We start from the raw sequence: 20914 nt of genomic DNA on the forward strand, positions 1-20914 counted from the left end.
GTCGGTCGACCGGATGTAAACCTGTGTAACGTCGTCAGATCGCCTCGGCGCCCGAGATGATCTCGATGAGTTCTTTGGTGATCATCGCCTGGCGGGTGCGGTTGTAGACCAGCGTCTGCTTGCGGATCATCTCACCAGCGTTGCGGGTGGCGTTGTCCATCGCGCTCATCTGCGCGCCGTAGAACGAAGCGTTGTTCTCGAGCAGCGCGCGGAAGATCTGCACCGCGAGATTGCGCGGCAACAGCCCCGAGAGGATCTCGTCCTCTTCCGGCTCATATTCGTAGGAGGTCGCCACCGTGCCTGCGGCCGGCGCCGTCACCTCCAGCGGAATCAGCTGCTGGGCGGTCGGGATCTGCGAGATCACCGACTTGAAGCGCGAATAGAACAGCGTGCAGACGTCGAATTCGCCGGCATTGAAGCGGGCGATCACCTTCTTGGCGATGTCCTCGGCGTTGACGAAACCGATCTGACGCACCGAGCGCAGCTCGACATTGTCGATGATCTGCTTCTCGAAGTTGCGGCGGAGCTGCTCGTAACCCTTGCGGCCGACGCAGAAGAACTTGACGGTCTTGCCCTGGCTCATCAGCTCGTACGCGCGCTCGCGGGCGAGGCGGACGATCGAGGAGTTGAACGCACCGGACAGGCCGCGCTCGCCGGTGCACACCAGCAGCAGATGAACCTGATCCTTGCCGTTGCCGGCCAGCAGCACCGGCGCGCCGGGCGAGCCCGCCGCGGCACCGGCGATATTCGAGATCACCGCTTCCATCTTCTCGGCGTAGGGCCGCGCTGCTTCCGCCGCCATCTGGGCGCGGCGCAGCTTCGAGGCGGCCACCATCTGCATCGCCTTGGTGATCTTCTGCGTCGCCTTCGTCGAGGCGATGCGGACGCGCATGTCTTTAAGTGAAGCCATTCTCAGTCCACCCCGGCGATCTGACCTGTGATCCGACCGCGAACCTCACACTCGTCATGCCCGGGCTCGCCCCGGGCATCCACGATGTCGAATAGCCACGTCGAGGACGTGGATGGCCGGGGAAAACCCCGGCCATGACAGCATCAAGCGAACGTCTTGGCGTAGCTTTCGACCACCGCCTTGAGCTTCGCAGCGGTGTCGTCGGAAAGATCGCGGCTGGTGCGGATCGCTTCCAGGATGCCCGACTCCTTGCCGCGCAGCAGCGCCAGCAGGCCGTCTTCGAACGCGCGCACCTTGTTGAGCGGCAGCGCATCGAGATAGCCGTTGGTGCCGGCCCAGATCACGCAGACCTGCTCTTCCATCTTTAGCGGCGAGAACTGCGGCTGCTTCAGGAGCTCGGTCAGGCGCGAACCGCGGTTCAGCAGGCGCTGGGTCGCGGCGTCGAGGTCGGAGCCGAACTGCGCGAACGCCGCCATTTCGCGGTACTGCGCGAGCTCGCCCTTGATCTTGCCGGCGACCTTCTTCATCGCCTTGGTCTGCGCCGACGAACCGACGCGCGACACCGACAGACCGACGTTCACGGCCGGGCGGATGCCCTGGAAGAACAGGTCGGTTTCCAGGAAGATCTGGCCGTCGGTGATCGAGATCACGTTGGTCGGAATGTAGGCAGAGACGTCGTTGGCCTGAGTTTCGATCACCGGCAGCGCGGTGAGCGAGCCGTTGCCCTGCTCGTCATTGAGCTTGGCGGCGCGCTCGAGCAGACGGGAGTGCAGATAGAACACGTCGCCCGGATACGCTTCGCGGCCCGGCGGGCGGCGCAGCAGCAGCGACATCTGACGATAAGCGACGGCCTGCTTGGACAAGTCGTCATAGATGATGACGGCGTGCATACCGTTGTCGCGGAAGTACTCGCCGATGGTGCAGCCGGTGAACGGCGCGATGTACTGCATCGGAGCCGGGTCCGACGCGGTCGCGGCGACGACGACCGAGTATTCCAGCGCGCCCTGCTCTTCCAGAACCTTCACGAACTGGGCGACGGTGGAACGCTTCTGACCGACCGCGACGTAAACGCAGTAGAGCTTCTGGCTCTCCGGCGCGCCTTCGACGTTCAGCGGCTTCTGGTTCAGAATGGTGTCGAGCGCGATCGCGGTCTTGCCGGTCTGACGGTCGCCGATGATCAGCTCGCGCTGGCCACGACCGATCGGGATCAGCGCATCGATCGACTTCAGGCCGGTCGCCATCGGCTCGTGCACCGACTTGCGCGGAATGATGCCGGGCGCCTTGACGTCGACGCGCTTGCGCTCGACCGCCTGGATCGGACCCTTGCCGTCGATCGGGTTACCCAGCGCGTCGACGACGCGGCCGAGCAGACCCTTGCCGACCGGCGCGTCCACGATCGAACGGGTGCGCTTGACGGTCTGGCCTTCCTTAATCTCGCGGTCGGCACCGAAGATCACGACGCCGACGTTGTCGGTTTCGAGGTTCAGCGCCATGCCGCGGGTGCCGTTCTCGAACTCGACCATTTCACCGGCGAGCACATTATCCAGGCCATAAACGCGGGCGATACCGTCGCCGACGGACAACACCTGTCCGACCTCGGAGACTTCGGCTTCCTGGCCGAAATTCTTGATCTGGTCCTTGAGGATCGCGGAAATTTCCGCGGCGCGGATGTCCATCAGCCTGCCTCTTTCATCGCGTGCTTGATCGAATTGAGTTTGGTGCGGAGCGAACTGTCGACCATGCGGCTACCGAGCTTGACGACAAGCCCGCCGATGATCGCCGGATCGACATTGATATTGAGGGCGACGTCCTTGCCGGTCACCGACTTCAGCGCCGCCTTCAGCGCTTCGAGATTCTTGTCGCTGAGCTTCTCGGCCACGGTCACGTCGGCGGTCGCCTCGCCCTTGAACTTGGCGACCAGCGCGCGATAGGCGCGGATCACGTCTGCGACCACGAACAGCCGGCGGTTGGCCGCGAGCACTTTCAGAAAATTGGCGCTGATGCCGGTGATGCCCGCCTTGTCGAGCACTGCGGCCAGCGCCTTGCCCTGCACCTCGGAGGCGAACACCGGACTGCGGACCAGGCGAACCAGATCGGGGCTGCCCGCCAGCATGGCGCTGAACTTGTCCAGATCGGCCGTCACCGCATCGATGGATTTCTCGTCGCGGGCCAGTTCAAACAAAGCGGTCGCGTAACGACCGGAGACTCCGGAAACCGATGGATCTTCAGATGCCACGAGCGCGCTCTTCTTGCTGTCAAATGGCCAAGGAAAAAACCGTCGCCACGAAGCGGCGCCCCCGATTTAAGCCCTTGGAATTCAAGCTGGACTTCGATTTCTGACCGGCACGATGGTCCGGCGGCCTTTAAAATCGCGGCTTTGCTAACATAGCGCGCGCGCAGGTGCAACACGATGGCACGAGCTCGCGGCGCCTTGTTGCAGATCAATCATCGAGGCGCCTGACAGAGCGTGGCATCGCGGCAGCGGGCGCCCCCTTCGGAGCAAGACCGGACCTGCGAGTGGACGCGGCGCTACGCCGGAGACGAGCCTCGCGGCCGCCAAATACGAGCCCGCAGCCCCTTCGCGCCACGCATGGGGCTAGTCCTACTGATCGCAACTTCTCTATTTGCGGTTGTAAAACCGCCGACTCTGCACGCGATCAGCCTTAACAATCGATTACTTGTGTGATTCGCCGTCGGCGTTCATGAAAACTTCGTAATTCAGTATCCGGCAAGCACTCGAAGTATTCGAGAAGTAAAATAGTTGTTAATATCAGAGTACCACGTCGTACTGCGAAGGATCATCAAATATTGCAGCGCGAAATATGGAGGATTGACCGTCAATATTCAGCCTCATTACAAGACCACTCGTTCGACTGCGAACATAGGGACGGGGGTTCCACTTGCCGCATATGGGGCAATACTCGACTTAAGGATAGGATATGGTTCGAAAGAAAACACCGGCGCTGCTCACCACCGGGCCGGCTGCGGCTGCGGCGATGATCGTCGCCTCTGTCTTCCTTGGCGGATCGGTAGGCGAGGCCTCGGCGAAGAGCCGGCATCACCGCCACCACCACCATAGCCACCACAGCGACTGGCGCTCAGCCAATGCGTCGGTGGAGAGCAGCGGTGGCCGCAGCTTCTCCGGTATGGCCTCGTACTACGGCAATGAGTCCGGCAGCCGCACCGCATCGGGCCAGCGCATGAACGCCAACGCGATGACCGCCGCGCACCGCACGCTGCCCTTCGGGACTAAGCTGCGCGTCACCCACGGAGGCCGCAGCGTCGTCGTCACCATCAACGATCGCGGGCCGTTCATTCGCGGCCGTGTTCTCGACCTCTCGACCGGAGCCGCGCGCGCGATCGGTCTGACCAGCCGCGGAGTCGGCCGGGTCGTTGCGGAAGTGATGTAACCGCGAAGCGGTTGCTCCTTCCCCTCTGCACTACAACGCCTGACGTCCGGATTGGTTCGGCAACAAGCCGCACTCCGCTCTGACGTCACGCGACAAAGGCCTGCCGCCGATTGCAGCGGCAGGCTTTTCTTTTGCGCGTCAGCCGAGCCGCAAGATCACAGAAAGCTTTGCGGATCGACGTCGACCTCGAGCTTGAGATTACCTTTTGTCTTGGGTCCTTTGGCCAGCCAAGAGCGTAAGTAGTTCGACAGATCGAAGCCGCGCACCGATTTCACCAGCAGCCGGAATCGATAGCGCCCCTTGATCACCGCGAGCGGCGCTTCGGCTGGGCCCAGTACCTGCACGCGCTCATCGAACGGCGCGGCACTGGCGAGCTGGCGGCCGAAGCCTTCTGCGGTCGGCCGGTCGCCGGCCGAGATGATCAGGCTCGCAAGCCGGCCGAACGGCGGATACAGCGTGCGCTCGCGGATGTCGATTTCGCTGGCGTAAAACGCCTCGCGGTCACAGGCGACCAGCGCCTTCATCACCGGATGCTCGGGCTGATGGGTCTGCAGGAAGCCGACGCCGCGGCCCTGATCGCGGCCGGCACGGCCGATCACCTGATTGAGCAGCTGGAAAGTGCGCTCGGCGGCGCGTGGATCGCCGTTGGACAGGCCGAGGTCGGCATCGACCACGCCGACCAGATTGAGCCGCGGGAAATTGTGGCCCTTGGCGACGAGCTGGGTACCGATGATGATGTCGACCCGGCCCTCCGCAATCTCGTTCAGCTCGGCGCGCATCGTCTCGATCGACGTAATCAGATCGCTCGACAGCACCATGGTGCGGGCATTGGGAAACAGGTTCGCCGCCTCTTCCTGCAGCCGTTCGACGCCGGGCCCGACCGCGACCAGCGAGCCCTCGGCGCCGCAATGCGGACAGGCTGGCGGCCGCGGCATCGAGAACCCGCAATGGTGACACACCAGGCGTTGCCGGAAGCGGTGATCGACCAGCCAGGCGTCGCAGATGGTGCAGGCAAAGCGATGGCCGCAGGCGCGGCACAGGGTCAGCGGCGCATAGCCGCGGCGATTGAGAAACAGCAGCGCCTGTTCACGCCGCTCGATCGCAAAACCGATCTGCTCGGCGAGCCGCGGCGAAATGAAGCGGCCGCGCATCGGTGGCTCGCGACGCAGATCGATCGCTTCGATCTGCGGCATGTGCTGACCGCCGAATCGTGACGGCAGCGGAATCCGCGTGTAGCGCCCCTTACGGGCATTGACCTCGGTCTCGACCGATGGCGTCGCCGACGCCAGCACGATCGGAATTTTCGCGATCGAAGCCCGCACCACCGCCATGTCGCGGGCGTGATAATGCGCGCCGTCCTCCTGCTTGTAGGCCTGGTCGTGCTCTTCATCGACGATGATCAGCCCGAGATCGGCGTAAGGCAGAAACAGCGCCGAGCGCGCGCCGACCACGACGCGGGCTTCACCGGCGGCGATCGAAGCCCAGTTGCGCGCGCGGGTGCGCGGGGTCAGTTCAGAATGCCATTCCAGCGGCCGCACACCGAATCGCTGTGCGAAGCGGTCGAGAAACTGCCCGGTCAGCGCGATCTCCGGCATCAGGATCAGGCTCTGCCGGCCCTGCCGAATGACCTCGGCGACCGCCTCGAAATACACTTCAGTCTTGCCGGAGCCGGTGACGCCGTCGATCAGCGCCGCCTGAAAGCCGCCGGCGGTCACAAGGCCGCGCATCGTCTCGGCCGCACGGGCCTGCTCGGGCGAAAAGTCGGCCGGCGCGAAATCCGGATCGGGCTCCGGTGCCGGGTTCTCCCGCGGCATCGGTTCGACCTGCAGGGTGCCCTCGTCGACCAGGCCGTCGATCACGCCGGGGCTGACGCCGGCTTCCTTGGCGACGTCGGATTTGCCGTGCAGCAGCCCGTCCGACAGGATCTCGAGCAGGCGGCGGCGCGCCGGCGTCATCCGCTGCGGCGGCGAGCCCACCAGCCGCACCCCCATGCGCTGCCGCTCCGGGCCGAGATGCTCGCCCATCCGCAAGCACATCCGCAGCACCATCCCGCGCGCCGACAGCGTGTAGGTCGAAACCCAGTCGACCATCCGGCGGAGTTCGTCGCGCAGCGGCGGTACGTCGAGCTTTTCGGCCACATCCTTGAGGCGGTTGTGCAGCCGCGGGTCGGGATTCGGATTCTCCGCCCAGACCACGCCGAGCACTTCACGAGCGCCCAGCGGCACCGCCACGACGTCTCCGGGCTTCAGCGAAAGGCCGCGCGGCACCCGGTACGAATAGGCCTGATCGATCGCGACCGGCACCAGCACGTCGACGACGCTGGCAGGCGCGTGGGAGGCCGGGCTGCTGGTCGGCAAATCATCCATCGGCCCGGTGTGCCGCCAAAGCCCGGTTTCATCAATGGGAAAGGAAATCGGCTATGATTGCCGCATCCTCTCCGCGTCATTGCGAGGAGCAAAGCGACGAAGCAATCCAGCGGGCCCAATGCGCTGAGCTCCTGGATTGCTTCGCTTCGCTCGCAATGACGGCGGTGGCTCATCATCCCATTACAGATGAACTGGCAATGGCCCCCTCCAAATCCGCGCCTCCGCCTCTCGAACTCAGCTGTGCGGCCGCAGATCTCACCGCCGAGATGACAAAATGGCTGTCGCATCTGCGGGCCGAGCGGCGGCTGTCGGGCAAGACGCTGGAAGCCTATGCGCGCGACGTACGGCAGTTTCTGCAATTCCTGGCGGGGCATTGGGGCGGCGAAGTCACGCTCGGCCGGTTCGCACGGCTGGAGGCGACCGACGTCCGCGCCTTCATGGCGGCGCGGCGGGCGGACGAGATCGCGGGGCGCTCGCTGATGCGCGCGCTGGCGGGCATGCGTTCGTTCGGGCGCTTTCTCGAACGCGAAGGCAAGGGGCGGGTCGGCGCGCTGGCCTCGGTGCGGGCGCCGAAGATCAAGAAAAGCCTGCCGAAGCCGCTGCCGATCGCGGCCGCCAAGCGGCTTGCGGACGCCGACGAGCGCGCCGGCGAGGAGCGCGAGACCTGGGTGCTGATTCGCGACGCCGCCGTGATGGCGCTGCTGTACGGCTCCGGCCTGCGTATCTCCGAAGCGCTCGGCCTGAAGCGCCGTGACGTGCCGGCGCCCGGCAAGGGCGACACCCTGATCGTGCACGGCAAAGGCAACAAAACCCGCATGGTGCCGGTGCTGCAGAACGTGCTCGCGCAGATCGCCGAGTATGCAGCGGCCTGCCCCTACAACCTGCCGCCGGATGGACCGATGTTCGTGGGGGCCCGCGGCGGGCCGCTCAGTCCGCGAATCATTCAGCTGGCGATGGAACGGCTGCGCGGCGGACTCGGGCTGCCGGACAGCGCAACGCCCCACGCGCTGCGGCATTCGTTTGCGACGCATTTGCTTAGTCGCGGCGGCGACCTGCGCGCCATCCAGGAATTACTCGGTCACGCCTCGCTGTCGACCACACAGGTCTATACCGGCATTGATACCGAGCGGCTGCTGGAAGTCTATAACAGCGCCCATCCGCGGGCCTGAGCGGCGGACGGGGTTGGGCTAAGCTGTTAGTCCGGTGCCGGCGGCCTTGACCCTGCCATTTATCCAACTGACAAGATCGCGGTGCTACAAGGCCTGCTCGACGCAGGCGCAATGATTGCTGTGACAGGAGATTCCGGACGATGGGGGCGCACGAAAGCATGGAGCACGCGGAGCATGCCGAGCATGCATCGGGCTCCAACAAGGGCATCGCGCTGCTGATTTCAGTGATCGCGCTGTTCCTGGCGTTCTCAGAAACGCTCGGCAAAGGTGCGCAGACCGAAGCTCTCGCCAAGAACGTCGAAGCTTCCAACCTGTGGGCGTTCTTCCAGGCCAAGAGCATCCGTCGAACCACGGTGCAGGCGGTATCCGAACACGCGCGACTCAGCCTCGGCACCGTACCGGACGAGGCCACCAAGGCGGCGCTGCAGAAGCAGATCGACGACTGGCAGAAGACCGCGGCGCGTTATCGCTCCGAGCCGGAGACCGGCGAAGGCTCCGAACAGCTCGCAGAACGAGCCAAGCACGCCGAACATGAGCGCGACCTGGCGATGGCCCGCTACCATCACTACGAAGTCGCCTCGGCGGCCTTCCAGATCGGCATCGTGCTGGCGTCGGCGACGATCATCACCGGCATGATGGTGCTGGCCTGGCTGTCGGGCCTGCTGGCGGTCGGCGGCCTCGGTTTCATGGCGATCGGCCTGCTCGCGCCGCACGCCGTGCATCTGATGTGAGCCAAGAAGAAAATCGCGCGGACCGAGCCTCGGTTCGCGCGATGAGACGATTTGAATCCTGAACCTACCGCGCCGTGCGGATGCGCCGGCGGAGCGCGCCGATCCGGCGCAGCACCTTCGATCCCCAGCCGTCGCCGTCACCCTTCAGCAGCTCGGCGAGCTTGGCCCGGATCTGCGCCATGATCGGCGCCACGATGGCATGCGCCTTGGCGCGCAGCTCGATCACCCAGCGATAGGTCGCGGCGAACCAGCGAAGCTGCAGCAGCTTCGGCTTGGTGACGTCGAAGATGAAGGCGGCGACGCCGAGACCGAACACCTGGGCGGCCGCGAAGATTCCGAGGCCGGCGATCCAGTGGCCTTGGGCGATCAGCGCCAGCGCGAACAGCTTCAGCGGATACAGCGGCGCCACCGGCACGAGAAATACCGGCAGCGTCATCGCGGGCGACAGACGGTCGACCCAGCGCGCCAGCCGCTCCTTGAGCTCGCACAGCGGAATCAGCGCAACGATGCGCGCAATCAGCGGCTCGACGTGGTCCCAGAACCACGCCTCGATCAGGAAAAGAACCGCCAGCAGCACCCACAGGGGCTGCCACAACCGACCTTTCATCACGCCACCATCCGTCGCGCCGGCCAACGCCGGCCCTCTGTCACATATGGATGGCGCGCTTACCGACCGTAAGGGCGGCTTCCTTGATGGCCTCCGAGCGGGTCGGATGGGCGTGGCAGGTGCGGGCCAGATCTTCGGCAGAGCCGCCGAACTCCATCAGCACGGCCGCTTCGTGGATCATCTCGCCGGCCTCACGGCCGATGATGTGGACGCCGAGAACACGGTCAGTCTTGGCGTCGGCCAAGATCTTCACAAAGCCGTCGGTGGTCTGGTTGACCTTGGAGCGGCCGTTGGCGGTGAACGGGAATTTCCCGACCGTATAGGCGACGCCGGCCTGCTTGAGGTCCTCTTCGGTCTTGCCGACGCTCGACACTTCCGGCGTCGTGTAGACCACGCCCGGAATGACGTCGTAATTGACGTGGCCGGCCTTGCCGGCGATCAACTCGGCAACCGCAACGCCTTCGTCCTCGGCCTTGTGGGCCAGCATCGGGCCGCGCACCACGTCGCCGATCGCGTACACGCCCTTGAGGCTGGTGGCGAAGTGGTCGTCGATCACCACCCGGCCGCGCTCGTCGAGCGCAACGCCGGCCTCCTTTAGGCCGAGGCCTTCGGTGTAGGGGACGCGGCCGATCGCGACCAGCACCACGTCGGCTTCCAGCGTTTCCGGATTGCCACCGGCCGCCGCCTCGACCTTCACGGCAAGCTTGGCACCCGAGGTGTCGACACCGGTGACCTTGGCGCCGAGCTTGAACGCAAAGCCCTGCTTCTCGAGGATGCGCTGGAATTGCTTGACCACCTCACCGTCCATGCCCGGCAGGATGCGGTCAAGGAATTCGACCACGGTGACCTCGGCGCCGAGGCGGCGCCACACCGAGCCGAGCTCGAGCCCGATGACGCCGGCGCCGACCACGATCAGCTTGCCCGGGACCTTGTCGAGCGACAGCGCGCCGGTGGACGACACCACCCGCTTCTCATCGATCTCGATGCCCTTGAGCTGAGCCACCGCCGAGCCGGAGGCGATCACGATGGATTTGGTGTCGACGCTGGTGGCCTTGCCGTCGGCGCCCGTCACCTCGACCTTGCCGGTGCCGAGGATCTTGCCCTTGCCGACCAGCACGTCGATCTTGTTCTTCTTCATCAGGTATTCGACGCCTTTGACGTTGCCGTCGATACCCTGCTGCTTGAAGTTCATCATCGCCGGCAGATCGAGGTTCGGGGCCGGCACGCCGATGCCCATCTTGGCAAACGAATGCCCGGCCTCCTCGAACAGCTCGGAGGCGTGGAGCAGCGCCTTCGACGGCATGCAGCCGACGTTGAGGCAGGTACCGCCGAGCGTGGCGTTTTTCTCGACCACCGCCACCTTGAGGCCGAGTTGCGCCGCGCGAATCGCGCAGACGTAGCCGCCGGGGCCGGTGCCGATGACGACGAGATCGTAGGTGGCCATAGTTCAATCCTGTGAGTTGGCGCCGGCGCGACTATCGTCCCCCCGACACGTCGATGATGGCGCTGGTGACATAGGAGGCCTCGTCGGACAGCAGCCAGACGACGGCGTTGGCGATTTCCTCGGCGCGGCCGACGCGCTTCATCGGCACGTTGACGCTGAGCCGATGCGCGCGTTCCGGATCGCCGCCCGAGGCGTGGATCTCGGTATCGATCAATCCAGGCCGGATCGCCGCGACGCGAATGCCTTCGCCGGCGACTTCGTGGCCGAGCCCGACCGTAAAGGAGTCGACCGCACCCTTGGAGGCCGCGTAGTCGACATAGGTATTTGGCGAGCCGAGTTTGGCCGCGACCGATGACAGATTGACGATGACGCCGCCCTTACCGCCGTGCCGGGTCGACATCCGCTTCACCGCCTCACGCGCGCACAGAATGCTGCCGGTGACGTTAACCGCCATCATCCGCTGAATGCGTTCGGCCGACATCTCGTCGACCCGCGCGGTCGGGCCGACGATGCCGGCATTATTGACCAGGGCGCCGAGCGGACCGAACGCGTCCGCGGCAGCGAACAGCGCAAGAATATCGGCTTCGCTGCCGACGTCGCATTTCACCGCGATAGCCTTGCCATTGCTGGCTGCGATCTCGGCCACCACCTCGTCGGCCGCCGCGGCATTACTGGCGTAGCCGACCACGACCTTGAAGCCGCGCTTCGCACAACCCAGCGCGGTGGCGCGGCCGATGCCGCGGCTGCCTCCGGTGATGATGACGACGCGATCGTTCATCGGCTCCTCAGCTCAACAGGCGGACCAGCATCGCGATCAGCGCCAATAGCGACACGAACCAGACAATGCTGCGGGCGAACGGGATTTCGACGATGTACAGCGGTGCATACAATGCGCGGGCGATCAGCCAGACCACCGAGGCCGTGGCAGCGTAGCCGCCCGCCTTGCCGGTGATCGCCAAAGCCAGCGCCAGACCGACGAACGCCGGATAGGTTTCGAGCAGATTGCGGAAGGCCCGGTTGGCGCGGCCGGCAAACCGTCCCGTCGGCGTTCGTAGCTCGTCTCGGGGACCTGCCTGATAGTCGCCGCCAAGCTCCATGGTGGTCGGGATGGAAGCCAGGAACATCTGCACGATCAGCAGCACCACGCTCCAGCCCAGCACCGTGATCTCGGTCGGCATCGGCGGCATCGTTTCCCCCAAGGTGAGCGGCGGCGCACAGGAGCACGCCGCCGGCACTTACTCCAGTGTCAGAGATCCAGCACCAAGCGCGCCGGGTCTTCCAGGCTCTCCTTGACGCGAACCAGGAAGGTCACGGCTTCCTTGCCGTCGATCACTCGGTGATCATAGCTCAGCGCCAAATACATCATCGGGCGCACTTCGATCTTGCCGCCGATCACAACCGGGCGTTCCTGGATTTTGTGCATGCCGAGAATGCCGGACTGCGGCGCATTCAGGATCGGGGTCGACATCAGCGACCCGTAGATTCCGCCGTTGGTGATCGTGAAGGTACCGCCCTGCATCTCCTCGATCTTGAGCTGACCGTCACGAGCACGCTTGCCGTAGTCGACGATGCTCTTTTCGATGTCGGCGATCGACTTCTCGTCGCAGTCGCGCACCACCGGGACCACGAGGCCCTTGTCGGTGCCGACGGCGACGCCGATGTGGTAGTAGTTCTTGTAGATCAGGTCGGTGCCGTCCATCTCGGCGTTCACCGCCGGGATATCCTTCAGGGCCTGAACGCAGGCCTTGGTGAAGAAGCCCATGAAGCCGAGCTTGGCGCCGTGCTTCTTCTCGAACACGTCCTTGTACTGCGCGCGCAGCGCCATGACGTTGGTCATGTCGACCTCGTTGAAGGTCGTCAGCATCGCGGCGGTGTTCTGCACTTCCTTCAGGCGGCGCGCGATGGTCTGGCGCAGCCGGGTCATTTTCACCCGCTCTTCGCGTGCGGCGTCGTCGGCCGGAGACGGCCCGCGGACCTGCACCGCGGCGGCAGGCTGATTGACCGGGGTCGGCGCCGAGGCCGCCTTCTCAATCGCCGCCAGCATATCGCCCTTGGTGACGCGGCCGTCCTTACCGGAGCCTGGCACGGTCGAGGCGTCGACGCCGCTCTCGGTTGACAGCCGGCGCACCGACGGCGCCAGCGGCGCATCGGACGGCGGAGCCTTGGCGGCGGGAGCAGCCGCAGGGGCCGGTGCGGTCGGGGCAGGCGCAGCCGGGGCCGCGGCCTTCGCCGGAGCAGCGGCGGCCGGCTTGGCCGGCGCCGCGCCATCGGTGATCTGGCCGAGCAGCGCGCCGACCGCGACGGTCTCGCCGTCCTTGGCGACGATTTCGCCGAGCGTACCGGCCGACGGGGCCGGCACCTCGATGGTCACCTTGTCGGTTTCGAGCTCGACGAGCGGCTCATCGACAGCCACCGCCTCGCCAGGCTTCTTGAACCAGCGGCCGATGGTCGCCTCGGTCACCGATTCACCGAGCGTCGGAACGCGAATTTCAGTCATCGTCTTCGTCCTTTTGCAGCGTCGCGGCTGTCGCGCCGGCGCCCGCCCCGTGATCCAAACTCAGGAAAAACCGAAGGGCCGCCGTCAGGCGGCGGCCCGATGCGTCAACGCAACGCTTCGTCGAGGAACGCCTTGAGCTGCGCGAGGTGCTTCGACATCAGGCCGGTCGCAGTCGCCGCCGAGGCGGCGCGGCCGACGTAACGCGGCCGGCGATGCTTGGCTTCGATCTGGTTCTGCACCCACTCCAGATACGGCTCGATGAAGTGCCAGCCGCCCATGTTGCGCGGCTCCTCCTGACACCACACCAGCTCCGCATCCTTGAAGCGCGACAGCTCATGCACCAGCGTCTTCACCGGCACCGGATAGAGCTGCTCGACGCGCAGCAGATAGACGTCGTCGATGCCGCGCTTTTCGCGCTCGTCGTAGAGGTCGTAATAGACCTTGCCGGAGCACACCACGACGCGACGGATCTTGGCGTCCGCCACCAGCTTGGTCTTGTCGTCCGGCAGCGTCTGCGCGTCGTCGAGCAGCACGCGGTGGAAGCTGGTATCGGGGCCGAGTTCTTCGAGCCGCGAGATCGCCCGCTTGTGGCGGAGCAGCGACTTCGGCGTCATCAGGATCAGGGGCTTGCGGATCTCGCGCTTGAGCTGACGGCGGAGCGCATGGAAGTAGTTCGCCGGAGTGGTCGGATACACCACCTGCATGTTGTCTTCGGCGCACATCTGCAGATAGCGCTCGAGGCGGGCCGAGGAGTGCTCCGGTCCCTGGCCCTCGTAGCCGTGCGGCAGCAGGCAGACCAGACCCGACATGCGCAGCCACTTGCGCTCGCCCGACGAGATGAACTGGTCGAACAGCACTTGGGCGCCGTTGGCGAAATCGCCGAACTGGGCTTCCCACAGCGTCAGCGCGTTCGGCTCGGCCAGCGAATAGCCGTATTCGAAGCCAAGCACCGCCTCTTCGGACAGCAGCGAGTTGATCACCTCATAGTGGCCTTGGTCGGGCGAGAGGTGATTGAACGGGGTGTAGCGGGTCTCGTCTTCCTGATCGATCAGCACCGAATGGCGCTGCGAGAAGGTGCCGCGTTCGGAGTCCTGGCCCGACAGCCGGATGCGATGGCCTTCCAGCAGCATGGTGCAGAACGCCAGCGCTTCGCCGGTCGCCCAGTCGAGACCGTTGCCGCTGTCGATCGCGCGGGCGCGGTTTTCGAGGAAGCGCTGCACGGTGCGGTGCAAGCGGAAGCCCTCCGGCACCTTGGTGATCCTGCGGCCGATTTCCTTGAGGGTCGGCAGGTCGACGCCGGTGATGCCGCGGCGCGGCTCCTCTTCCTGGTCGGCGGACTTGAAGCCGGCCCACTTGCCGTCGAGCCAGTCGGCCTTGTTCGGCCGATAGCTGGACGCCGCTTCGAATTCGGCATCGAGCCGGGCGCGCCAGTCGGCCCGCGCCTTCTCGACCTCGCCTTCGGTGATGACGCCGTCGGCGATCAGGCGCTTGGAGTAGATCTCCAGCGTGGTCGGATGGCCGGCGATCTTGCGGTACATCAGCGGCTGGGTGAACGACGGCTCATCGCCCTCGTTGTGGCCGTGCCGCCGGTAGCAGAACATGTCGATGACGACAGGCTTGTGGAACTTCTGCCGGTATTCGACCGCGATCTTGGCGGCGAACACCACCGCTTCCGGATCGTCGCCGTTCACGTGGAAGATCGGCGCGTCGATCATCTTCGCCACATCCGACGGATACGGCGAGGAGCGCGAATAGCGCGGATAGGTGGTGAAGCCGATCTGGTTGTTGACGATGAAGTGGATCGAACCGCCGGTGCGGTAGCCCTTCAGATCGGACAAAGCGAAGCACTCGGCGACCACGCCCTGGCCGGCAAACGCGGCGTCGCCGTGCATCAGCAGCGGCAGCACCGAGATGCGCTCTTCCGGCAGATCGCCATGCTGATCCTGCTTGGCGCGCACCTTGCCGAGCACCACCGGATCTACGATCTCGAGGTGGGACGGGTTGGCGGTCAGCGACAGGTGGACCTTGTTGTGGTCGAACTCGCGGTCCGACGAGGCGCCGAGGTGATATTTGACGTCGCCCGAGCCTTCTACCTCGTCCGGGTTGGCCGAACCGCCCTTGAACTCGTGGAACAGCGCCCGGTGGGCCTTGGCCATCACCTGGGTCAGCACGTTGAGGCGGCCGCGATGCGGCATGCCGAGCACGATTTCACGGACACCGAGGTTGCCGCCGCGCTTGATGATCTGCTCCAGCGCGGGGATCAGCGCTTCGCCGCCATCGAGACCGAACCGCTTGGTGCCGGTGAACTTCAGGTCGCAGAACTTCTCGAAGCCTTCGGATTCGATCAGCTTCATCAGGATCGCGCGACGGCCCTCGCGGGTGAAGCTGATCTCCTTATCCGGACCTTCGATCCGCTCCTGGATCCAGGCCTTCTGCGCACCGTTGGAGATGTGCAGAAACTCGATGCCCATGGTCTGGCAGTAGGTGCGCTCGCAGATCGCGACGATCTCGCGGAGCGAGCCGTATTCCAGGCCAAGGACGTGATCGAGGAAGATCTTGCGGTCGAGATCGGCCTCGGTGAAGCCGTAGGAGCGGATGTCCAGCTCCTCGTGATCCTTCGCCGGCGACAGGCCGAGCGGATCGAGCTTGGCGTGGAAATGGCCGCGCATCCGGTAGGCGCGGATCAGCATCAGGGCCCGGACCGAGTCGCGGGTAGCCTGCAGCACGTCGGCGGAGGATAGCTCGACGCCGCGGCTCTGAGCCTTGGCCTGGATCTTCTGGCCGACGGCCTTTTCGACCTGGTTCCAGTTGCCGTCGAGCGCCGAGGTCAGCTCGTCCCGCGGGGTCAGCGGCCAGTTCGCCTGCTCCCAGGACGGGCCCTCGGCATTCTTCTGGATGTCGCCGGGGGCGTCTTTGAGGCTCCGGAAGAATGCCTGCCAGTCGGCATCAACCGAGGACGGATCGCTTTCGTACCGAGAGTACAGATCGTCGATATAGGTGGCGTTGGCGCCCTGTAGAAAGGAGGATAGGGCGAAAGCGGCATTCGCGTCCTGGCGAGACATGATTGCTTCCTGATTATGAGATCGCGACTTAATCGCGATAAGCTGATCCGGTTACCGGATCAGCAACATAGTGCACCTTTTATCCTATTCTAGGGAAATGTAAGCTCGGAACGACACAAGGTTTGAATTACGACTTCAACTTTTCGGCAAGCGTTTTACCCAGGCGCGCCGGCGACGGCGACACGGTGATGCCAGCCGCTTCCATGGCTGCGGTCTTCGAGGCCGCATCGCCCTTGCCGCCCGAAATGATCGCACCGGCGTGGCCCATGCGGCGGCCGGGAGGGGCGGTGACGCCGGCGATGAATCCGACCATCGGTTTCTTGCGGCCGCGCTTGGCCTCGTCGATCAGGAACTGGGCGGCGTCTTCTTCGGCCGAACCGCCGATCTCACCGATCATGATGATCGACTCTGTCTTGTCGTCGGCTAGGAACATCTCCAGCACGTCGATGAATTCGGTGCCCTTGACCGGGTCGCCGCCGATGCCGACCGCGGTGGTCTGGCCGAGGCCCTCGGCCGAGGTCTGGAACACCGCCTCATAGGTCAGGGTGCCGGAGCGCGACACGATGCCGACCGAGCCCGGCTTGAAGATGTTGGCCGGCATGATGCCGATCTTGCACTCGCCGGCGGTCATCACGCCCGGGCAGTTCGGCCCGATCAGGCGCGACTTCGAGCCATTCAGCGACCGCTTTACCCGCACCATGTCGAGCACCGGGATGCCCTCGGTGATGCAGACGATCAGCGGGATCTCGGCGTCGATCGCCTCGCAGATCGCGTCCGCGGCGCCCGGCGGCGGCACGTAGATCACCGACGCATCCGCCCCGGTCTTGTCGCGCGCCTCACGGACGGTGTCGAACACCGGCAGGCCGAGGTGGGTCGAGCCGCCTTTGCCCGGCGAGGTGCCGCCGACCATCTTGGTGCCGTAGGCGATCGCTGCCTCGGAATGGAAGGTACCGTTCTTGCCGGTGAAGCCCTGGCAGATAACGCGGGTGTTGCTGTCGATCAGAATGGACATGGTCGGTGATGCTTTCGCGGTCGAACGGAATGGTCGGAGGCAGCGGAGAGGCCGAGAAGCGGCCTCAGGCTCCCTTCACGGCGGCGACGATCTTCTGCGCGGCGTCGTCGAGATTGTCGGCGGGCAGCACGTTGAGGCCGGAATGCTTGATGATCTTCTTGCCAGCTTCGACATTGGTGCCTTCGAGGCGGACCACCAGCGGCACGTCGAGACCGACTTCCTTGACCGCTGCGACCACGCCTTCGGCGATCACGTCGCACTTCATGATGCCGCCGAAGATGTTGATCAGGATGCCCTTCACGTTCGGATCGGCAGTGATGATCTTGAACGCCGCGGTCACCTTCTCCTTGCTGGCGCCGCCGCCGACGTCGAGGAAGTTGGCCGGGCTCATGCCGTACAGCTTGATGATGTCCATCGTCGCCATCGCGAGGCCGGCGCCGTTGACCATGCAACCGATGGTGCCGTCGAGGGTGACGTAGTTGAGGTCGTATTTAGACGCTTCGATTTCCTTGGCGTCTTCCTCGGTCTCGTCACGCAGCGCCTGGATGTCGGTGTGGCGGTACAGCGCGTTGCCGTCGAACGAGATCTTGGCGTCGAGGCACTTCAGATCGCCCTGCTTGGTCAGCACCAGCGGGTTGATCTCGAGCATATCCATGTCTTTGGCGACGAAGGCGGTGTAAAGCTTCGCCACAATCGCCTCGGCCTGCTTGGCCTGCTCGCCCTTGAGGTTCAGCGCCTTGGCAACGGTGCGGCCGTGATGGCCCATGATGCCGGTCGCCGGATCGACGGTGAACGACACGATCTTCTCGGGCGTCTCGTGGGCAACGTCTTCGATCGACATGCCGCCTTCGGTCGAGACCACGAAGGAAATCCGCGAGGTGGCGCGATCGACCAGCAACGACAGGTAGAACTCCTTGTCGATGTCGGAGCCTTCCTCGATGTAGAGGCGGTTGACCTGCTTGCCGTCGGCGCCGGTCTGCACCGTCACCAGCGTGGCGCCGAGCATCTGCTTGGCGAATTCCTTGACCTCGTCGATCGACTTGGCGAGGCGGACGCCGCCCTTGTCGCCGGCGGAGGCTTCCTTGAACTTGCCCTTGCCGCGGCCGCCGGCGTGGATCTGGCTCTTCACCACCCAGACCGGGCCGCCGAGCTGCTTGGCGGCAGCTTCCGCTTCGGACGCCTTGAAGATCGGGAAGCCGTGCCCCACCGGCACACCGAACTCGCGCAGCACCGCCTTGGCCTGGTATTCGTGAATATTCATGGAATTGCCCCTCGCCAGATCGCATCCAGCCGGTTGAACCGCGATGCTGCGCCGGTCCTTAAGGAGCCGGCGCAGCCAGTTTGGTTAGACGTTCCTCAGCGACCGAGCAGATCGGGCGCAATCTTCTTGCAGGCCTCGACCAGACCCTGAACGGCAGCGACCGACTTGTCGAACGCTTCCTTGTCCTTGCCGGCCAGCTCGATCTCGACGATGCGCTCGACGCCCTTGTCGCCGATCACCACCGGAACGCCGACATACATGTCCTTGACGCCGTATTCGCCGTTGAGGTGGGCCGCGACCGGCACCACCCGCTTCTTGTCCTTCAGATAGCTCTCGGCCATCGCGATCGCCGACGACGCCGGGGCGTAGAACGCCGAGCCGGTCTTCAGCAGGTTGACGATCTCGGCGCCGCCGTTGCGGGTGCGGTCGACGATCTCGTCGAGGCGCGCCTGCGAGGTCCAGCCCATCTTGACCAGGTCGGGCAGCGGAATTCCGGCGACGGTCGAGTACTTCACCAGCGGCACCATGGTATCACCGTGGCCGCCGAGCACGAAGGCGGTGACGTCTTCGACCGACACGTTGAACTCGTCGGCCAGGAAGTAACGGAACCGCGCCGAGTCGAGCACGCCGGCCATGCCGACGACCTTCTTGGCCGGCAGGCCCGAGGCCTTCTGCAGCGCCCAGACCATCGCGTCGAGCGGGTTGGTGATGCAGATCACGAACGCGTCGGGCGCGTACTTCTTGATGCCGGCGCCGACCTGCTCCATCACCTTGAGGTTGATGCTGAGCAGATCGTCACGGCTCATGCCCGGCTTGCGCGGCACGCCGGCGGTGACGATCACCACGCGGGCGCCTTCGATCGCCTCGTAGGAGTTGGCACCGGTCAGCTTGGAGTCGAAACCGTCGACCGGCGAGGACTCCGCGATGTCGAGCGCCTTGCCCTGCGGCACGCCCTCGGCAATGTCGAACAGCACCACGTCGCCGAGCTCTTTCAACCCGACCAAATGTGCCAGCGTACCGCCGATCTGGCCGGAGCCAATCAAAGCAATTTTATCGCGCGCCATGGGAAAGCAGTCCTTTGAGCCCGTGGGTGGGGAGGGGTGGGAAATCCGCTTGGGTGGTTATCGCTTTCGCCCCATGCGTTCAAGTCGGCGAGCGCCCATTTGTTGGACCGGCCGCCCTGCAAACTGCGGGAGGCTCGGAACACACCTAGGTTTCGACCAATCCGGTGGTCTCACCGGTGGCGGTGGAGTCGCGCCGGCCGTGCGGCAGCGCCAGATACGATTCCGACCCCATTTCTGTGAGACGGGAGACGGTGCGATTGAATTCCAGCGCCTCGAAGCCTTCCGTGGCGCGGTAGAGCCGTGCCGGCTCAGCGGCGGCTGAGGCCATCAGCTTCACCGAGTTGTCATACAGCGTATCGATCAGCGCGATGAACCGCTTGGCGGCGTTACGATCGGCGTAGTCCATCACCGGCACATGATCGATCATCAGCGTGTGATATTCATGTGCGAGCCGCAGGTAATCGCTGGCACCCAGCGGCTTCTGGCACAAATCGGCGAACGAAAACCGCGCGACGTGATGGTCGGCCTGCGGTACGTGCAGGATGCGGCCCTTGATCGAAATATCGCGAGGCTCACCCTTCGTCGTACCGGTGATCCGGTGCCACGCCCGGTCGATCGTCGCGGTCGCCTCGGCATCGTCGGGCGCCAGCCAGACCTTCATGCCGGCGAATTTCTCCAGGCGGTAATCGGTTCGCGCGTCGAGGCGGATCACCCGCATGTGCCGTTTCACCTGACCGATGAACGGCATGAACAGCGAACGGTTGAGGCCGCCCTTGTAGAGGTCATCGGGCGCGACGTTGGACGTCGCCACCACCACGGTGCCGAGCTCGAACAGTTTGGTGAACAGCCGGCCGAGGATCATCGCATCGGCGATGTCGGTGACGTGAAATTCGTCGAAGCACAGCAGCCAGGCTTCGTCGAGGATCGACGCCGCCGTCAGCTCCATCACGTCGGCATCCGGAATATCGCCGCGCTTGATCGCCTGGCGGAAGCCGTTGATGCGATCATGGGTCTCGGCCATGAATTCGTGGAAGTGTGACCGCCGCTTCAACGCGATCGGGCTCGCGTCGAAGAACAGATCCATCAGCATGGTCTTGCCGCGGCCGACCTCGCCATGGATGTAGAGCCCTTGCGGGGGCGCCTGGCCGGCATCGCCGCCGCCGAACAGACGGCCGAAAAAGCCTTGCTTCTTCGGTGGCTTATAGCCATCGAGCGTCTCGTTGAGGAGCGTGAAGGCCTGCACCGCGCGAGCCTGCGCCGGATCGGCTTCGATGCTGCCGGAGGCGATCAGGGATTGATATTGCTGGCGGAGCGAGTGCGGCGAGGACATGCGGCCTTTTACCGCCTGATCGGGCGGCAAAATGCAAGCCGGGAATCGGTC

General features: G+C 64.9%; 17 protein-coding genes. 3 read left to right on the forward strand and 14 right to left on the reverse strand.

Annotated elements, in window-relative coordinates:
• Positions 1-34: 34 nt before the first annotated feature.
• The 3 genes from HZF03_RS00900 to HZF03_RS00910 all read right to left on the reverse strand — a co-directional run bounded on the left by HZF03_RS00900 (position 35) and on the right by HZF03_RS00910 (position 3146).
• On the reverse strand, positions 35-910 hold the full coding sequence (locus tag HZF03_RS00900) for a F0F1 ATP synthase subunit gamma (RefSeq protein WP_011155745.1): 876 nt from the start codon (positions 908-910) through the stop codon (positions 35-37).
• A 143-nt stretch (positions 911-1053) separates the two neighbouring features.
• Positions 1054-2586, reverse strand: a complete 1533-nt coding sequence (gene atpA, locus HZF03_RS00905) for a F0F1 ATP synthase subunit alpha (RefSeq protein ID WP_011155746.1) — start codon at positions 2584-2586, stop codon at positions 1054-1056.
• Positions 2586-3146, reverse strand: a complete 561-nt coding sequence (locus tag HZF03_RS00910; RefSeq protein WP_011155747.1) for a F0F1 ATP synthase subunit delta — start codon at positions 3144-3146, stop codon at positions 2586-2588. The genes atpA and HZF03_RS00910 overlap by 1 nt, the downstream gene beginning before the upstream one ends.
• A 703-nt stretch (positions 3147-3849) precedes the next feature.
• On the opposite strand from HZF03_RS00910, the gene HZF03_RS00915 reads away from it, so the two are divergent.
• A complete protein-coding gene (locus HZF03_RS00915; protein ID WP_011155748.1) occupies positions 3850-4320 on the forward strand; it encodes a septal ring lytic transglycosylase RlpA family protein in 471 nt (156 codons plus the stop codon).
• 155 nt (positions 4321-4475) lie between these two features.
• Here HZF03_RS00915 and HZF03_RS00920 read toward each other — a convergent pair whose 3' ends face one another.
• Positions 4476-6686, reverse strand: a complete 2211-nt coding sequence (locus HZF03_RS00920; protein WP_119019109.1) for a primosomal protein N' — start codon at positions 6684-6686, stop codon at positions 4476-4478.
• Positions 6687-6883: 197 nt separating this feature from the next.
• On the opposite strand from HZF03_RS00920, the gene HZF03_RS00925 reads away from it, so the two are divergent.
• Positions 6884-7855 carry a tyrosine recombinase XerC gene (locus tag HZF03_RS00925; RefSeq protein ID WP_085977318.1) on the forward strand — a complete coding sequence of 324 codons (972 nt, stop codon included), beginning with the start codon at positions 6884-6886 and terminating at the stop codon, positions 7853-7855.
• A gap of 140 nt (positions 7856-7995) precedes the next feature.
• The gene (locus HZF03_RS00930) at positions 7996-8586 is read left to right on the forward strand and encodes a DUF4337 domain-containing protein (RefSeq protein ID WP_119019108.1); all 591 of its coding nucleotides are present in this window, start codon (positions 7996-7998) and stop codon (positions 8584-8586) included.
• 64 nt (positions 8587-8650) lie between these two features.
• On the opposite strand, the gene HZF03_RS00935 is transcribed toward HZF03_RS00930, so the two are convergent.
• From HZF03_RS00935 to zapE, 10 genes are all read right to left on the reverse strand, one after another.
• A complete protein-coding gene (locus tag HZF03_RS00935; RefSeq protein WP_119019115.1) occupies positions 8651-9193 on the reverse strand; it encodes a hypothetical protein in 543 nt (180 codons plus the stop codon).
• A 40-nt stretch (positions 9194-9233) separates the two neighbouring features.
• Positions 9234-10637, reverse strand: a complete 1404-nt coding sequence (gene lpdA, locus HZF03_RS00940) for a dihydrolipoyl dehydrogenase (RefSeq protein ID WP_119019107.1) — start codon at positions 10635-10637, stop codon at positions 9234-9236.
• A 31-nt stretch (positions 10638-10668) separates the two neighbouring features.
• Positions 10669-11415 carry an SDR family oxidoreductase gene (locus tag HZF03_RS00945; protein WP_011155754.1) on the reverse strand — a complete coding sequence of 249 codons (747 nt, stop codon included), beginning with the start codon at positions 11413-11415 and terminating at the stop codon, positions 10669-10671.
• A 7-nt stretch (positions 11416-11422) separates the two neighbouring features.
• Positions 11423-11824: an MAPEG family protein gene (locus tag HZF03_RS00950; RefSeq protein WP_119019106.1), complete on the reverse strand. Its 402-nt coding sequence runs from the start codon at positions 11822-11824 to the stop codon at positions 11423-11425.
• A gap of 59 nt (positions 11825-11883) precedes the next feature.
• Positions 11884-13134, reverse strand: a complete 1251-nt coding sequence (gene odhB, locus HZF03_RS00955; protein ID WP_119019105.1) for a 2-oxoglutarate dehydrogenase complex dihydrolipoyllysine-residue succinyltransferase — start codon at positions 13132-13134, stop codon at positions 11884-11886.
• A 104-nt stretch (positions 13135-13238) separates the two neighbouring features.
• A complete protein-coding gene (locus HZF03_RS00960; protein WP_011155757.1) occupies positions 13239-16196 on the reverse strand; it encodes a 2-oxoglutarate dehydrogenase E1 component in 2958 nt (985 codons plus the stop codon).
• 127 nt (positions 16197-16323) lie between these two features.
• The gene (sucD, locus tag HZF03_RS00965) at positions 16324-17208 is read right to left on the reverse strand and encodes a succinate--CoA ligase subunit alpha (RefSeq protein ID WP_012493972.1); all 885 of its coding nucleotides are present in this window, start codon (positions 17206-17208) and stop codon (positions 16324-16326) included.
• Positions 17209-17272: 64 nt separating this feature from the next.
• On the reverse strand, positions 17273-18469 hold the full coding sequence (gene sucC / locus HZF03_RS00970; protein WP_119019104.1) for an ADP-forming succinate--CoA ligase subunit beta: 1197 nt from the start codon (positions 18467-18469) through the stop codon (positions 17273-17275).
• Positions 18470-18564: 95 nt separating this feature from the next.
• The gene (gene mdh / locus HZF03_RS00975) at positions 18565-19533 is read right to left on the reverse strand and encodes a malate dehydrogenase (RefSeq protein WP_012493973.1); all 969 of its coding nucleotides are present in this window, start codon (positions 19531-19533) and stop codon (positions 18565-18567) included.
• Between the two features lie 145 nt (positions 19534-19678).
• A complete protein-coding gene (zapE, locus tag HZF03_RS00980; RefSeq protein ID WP_011155761.1) occupies positions 19679-20863 on the reverse strand; it encodes a cell division protein ZapE in 1185 nt (394 codons plus the stop codon).
• Positions 20864-20914: the final 51 nt, after the last annotated feature.

Source organism: Rhodopseudomonas palustris (assembly GCF_013415845.1).
In the GTDB taxonomy this organism is placed as follows: Bacteria; Pseudomonadota; Alphaproteobacteria; order Rhizobiales; family Xanthobacteraceae; genus Rhodopseudomonas; species Rhodopseudomonas palustris_F.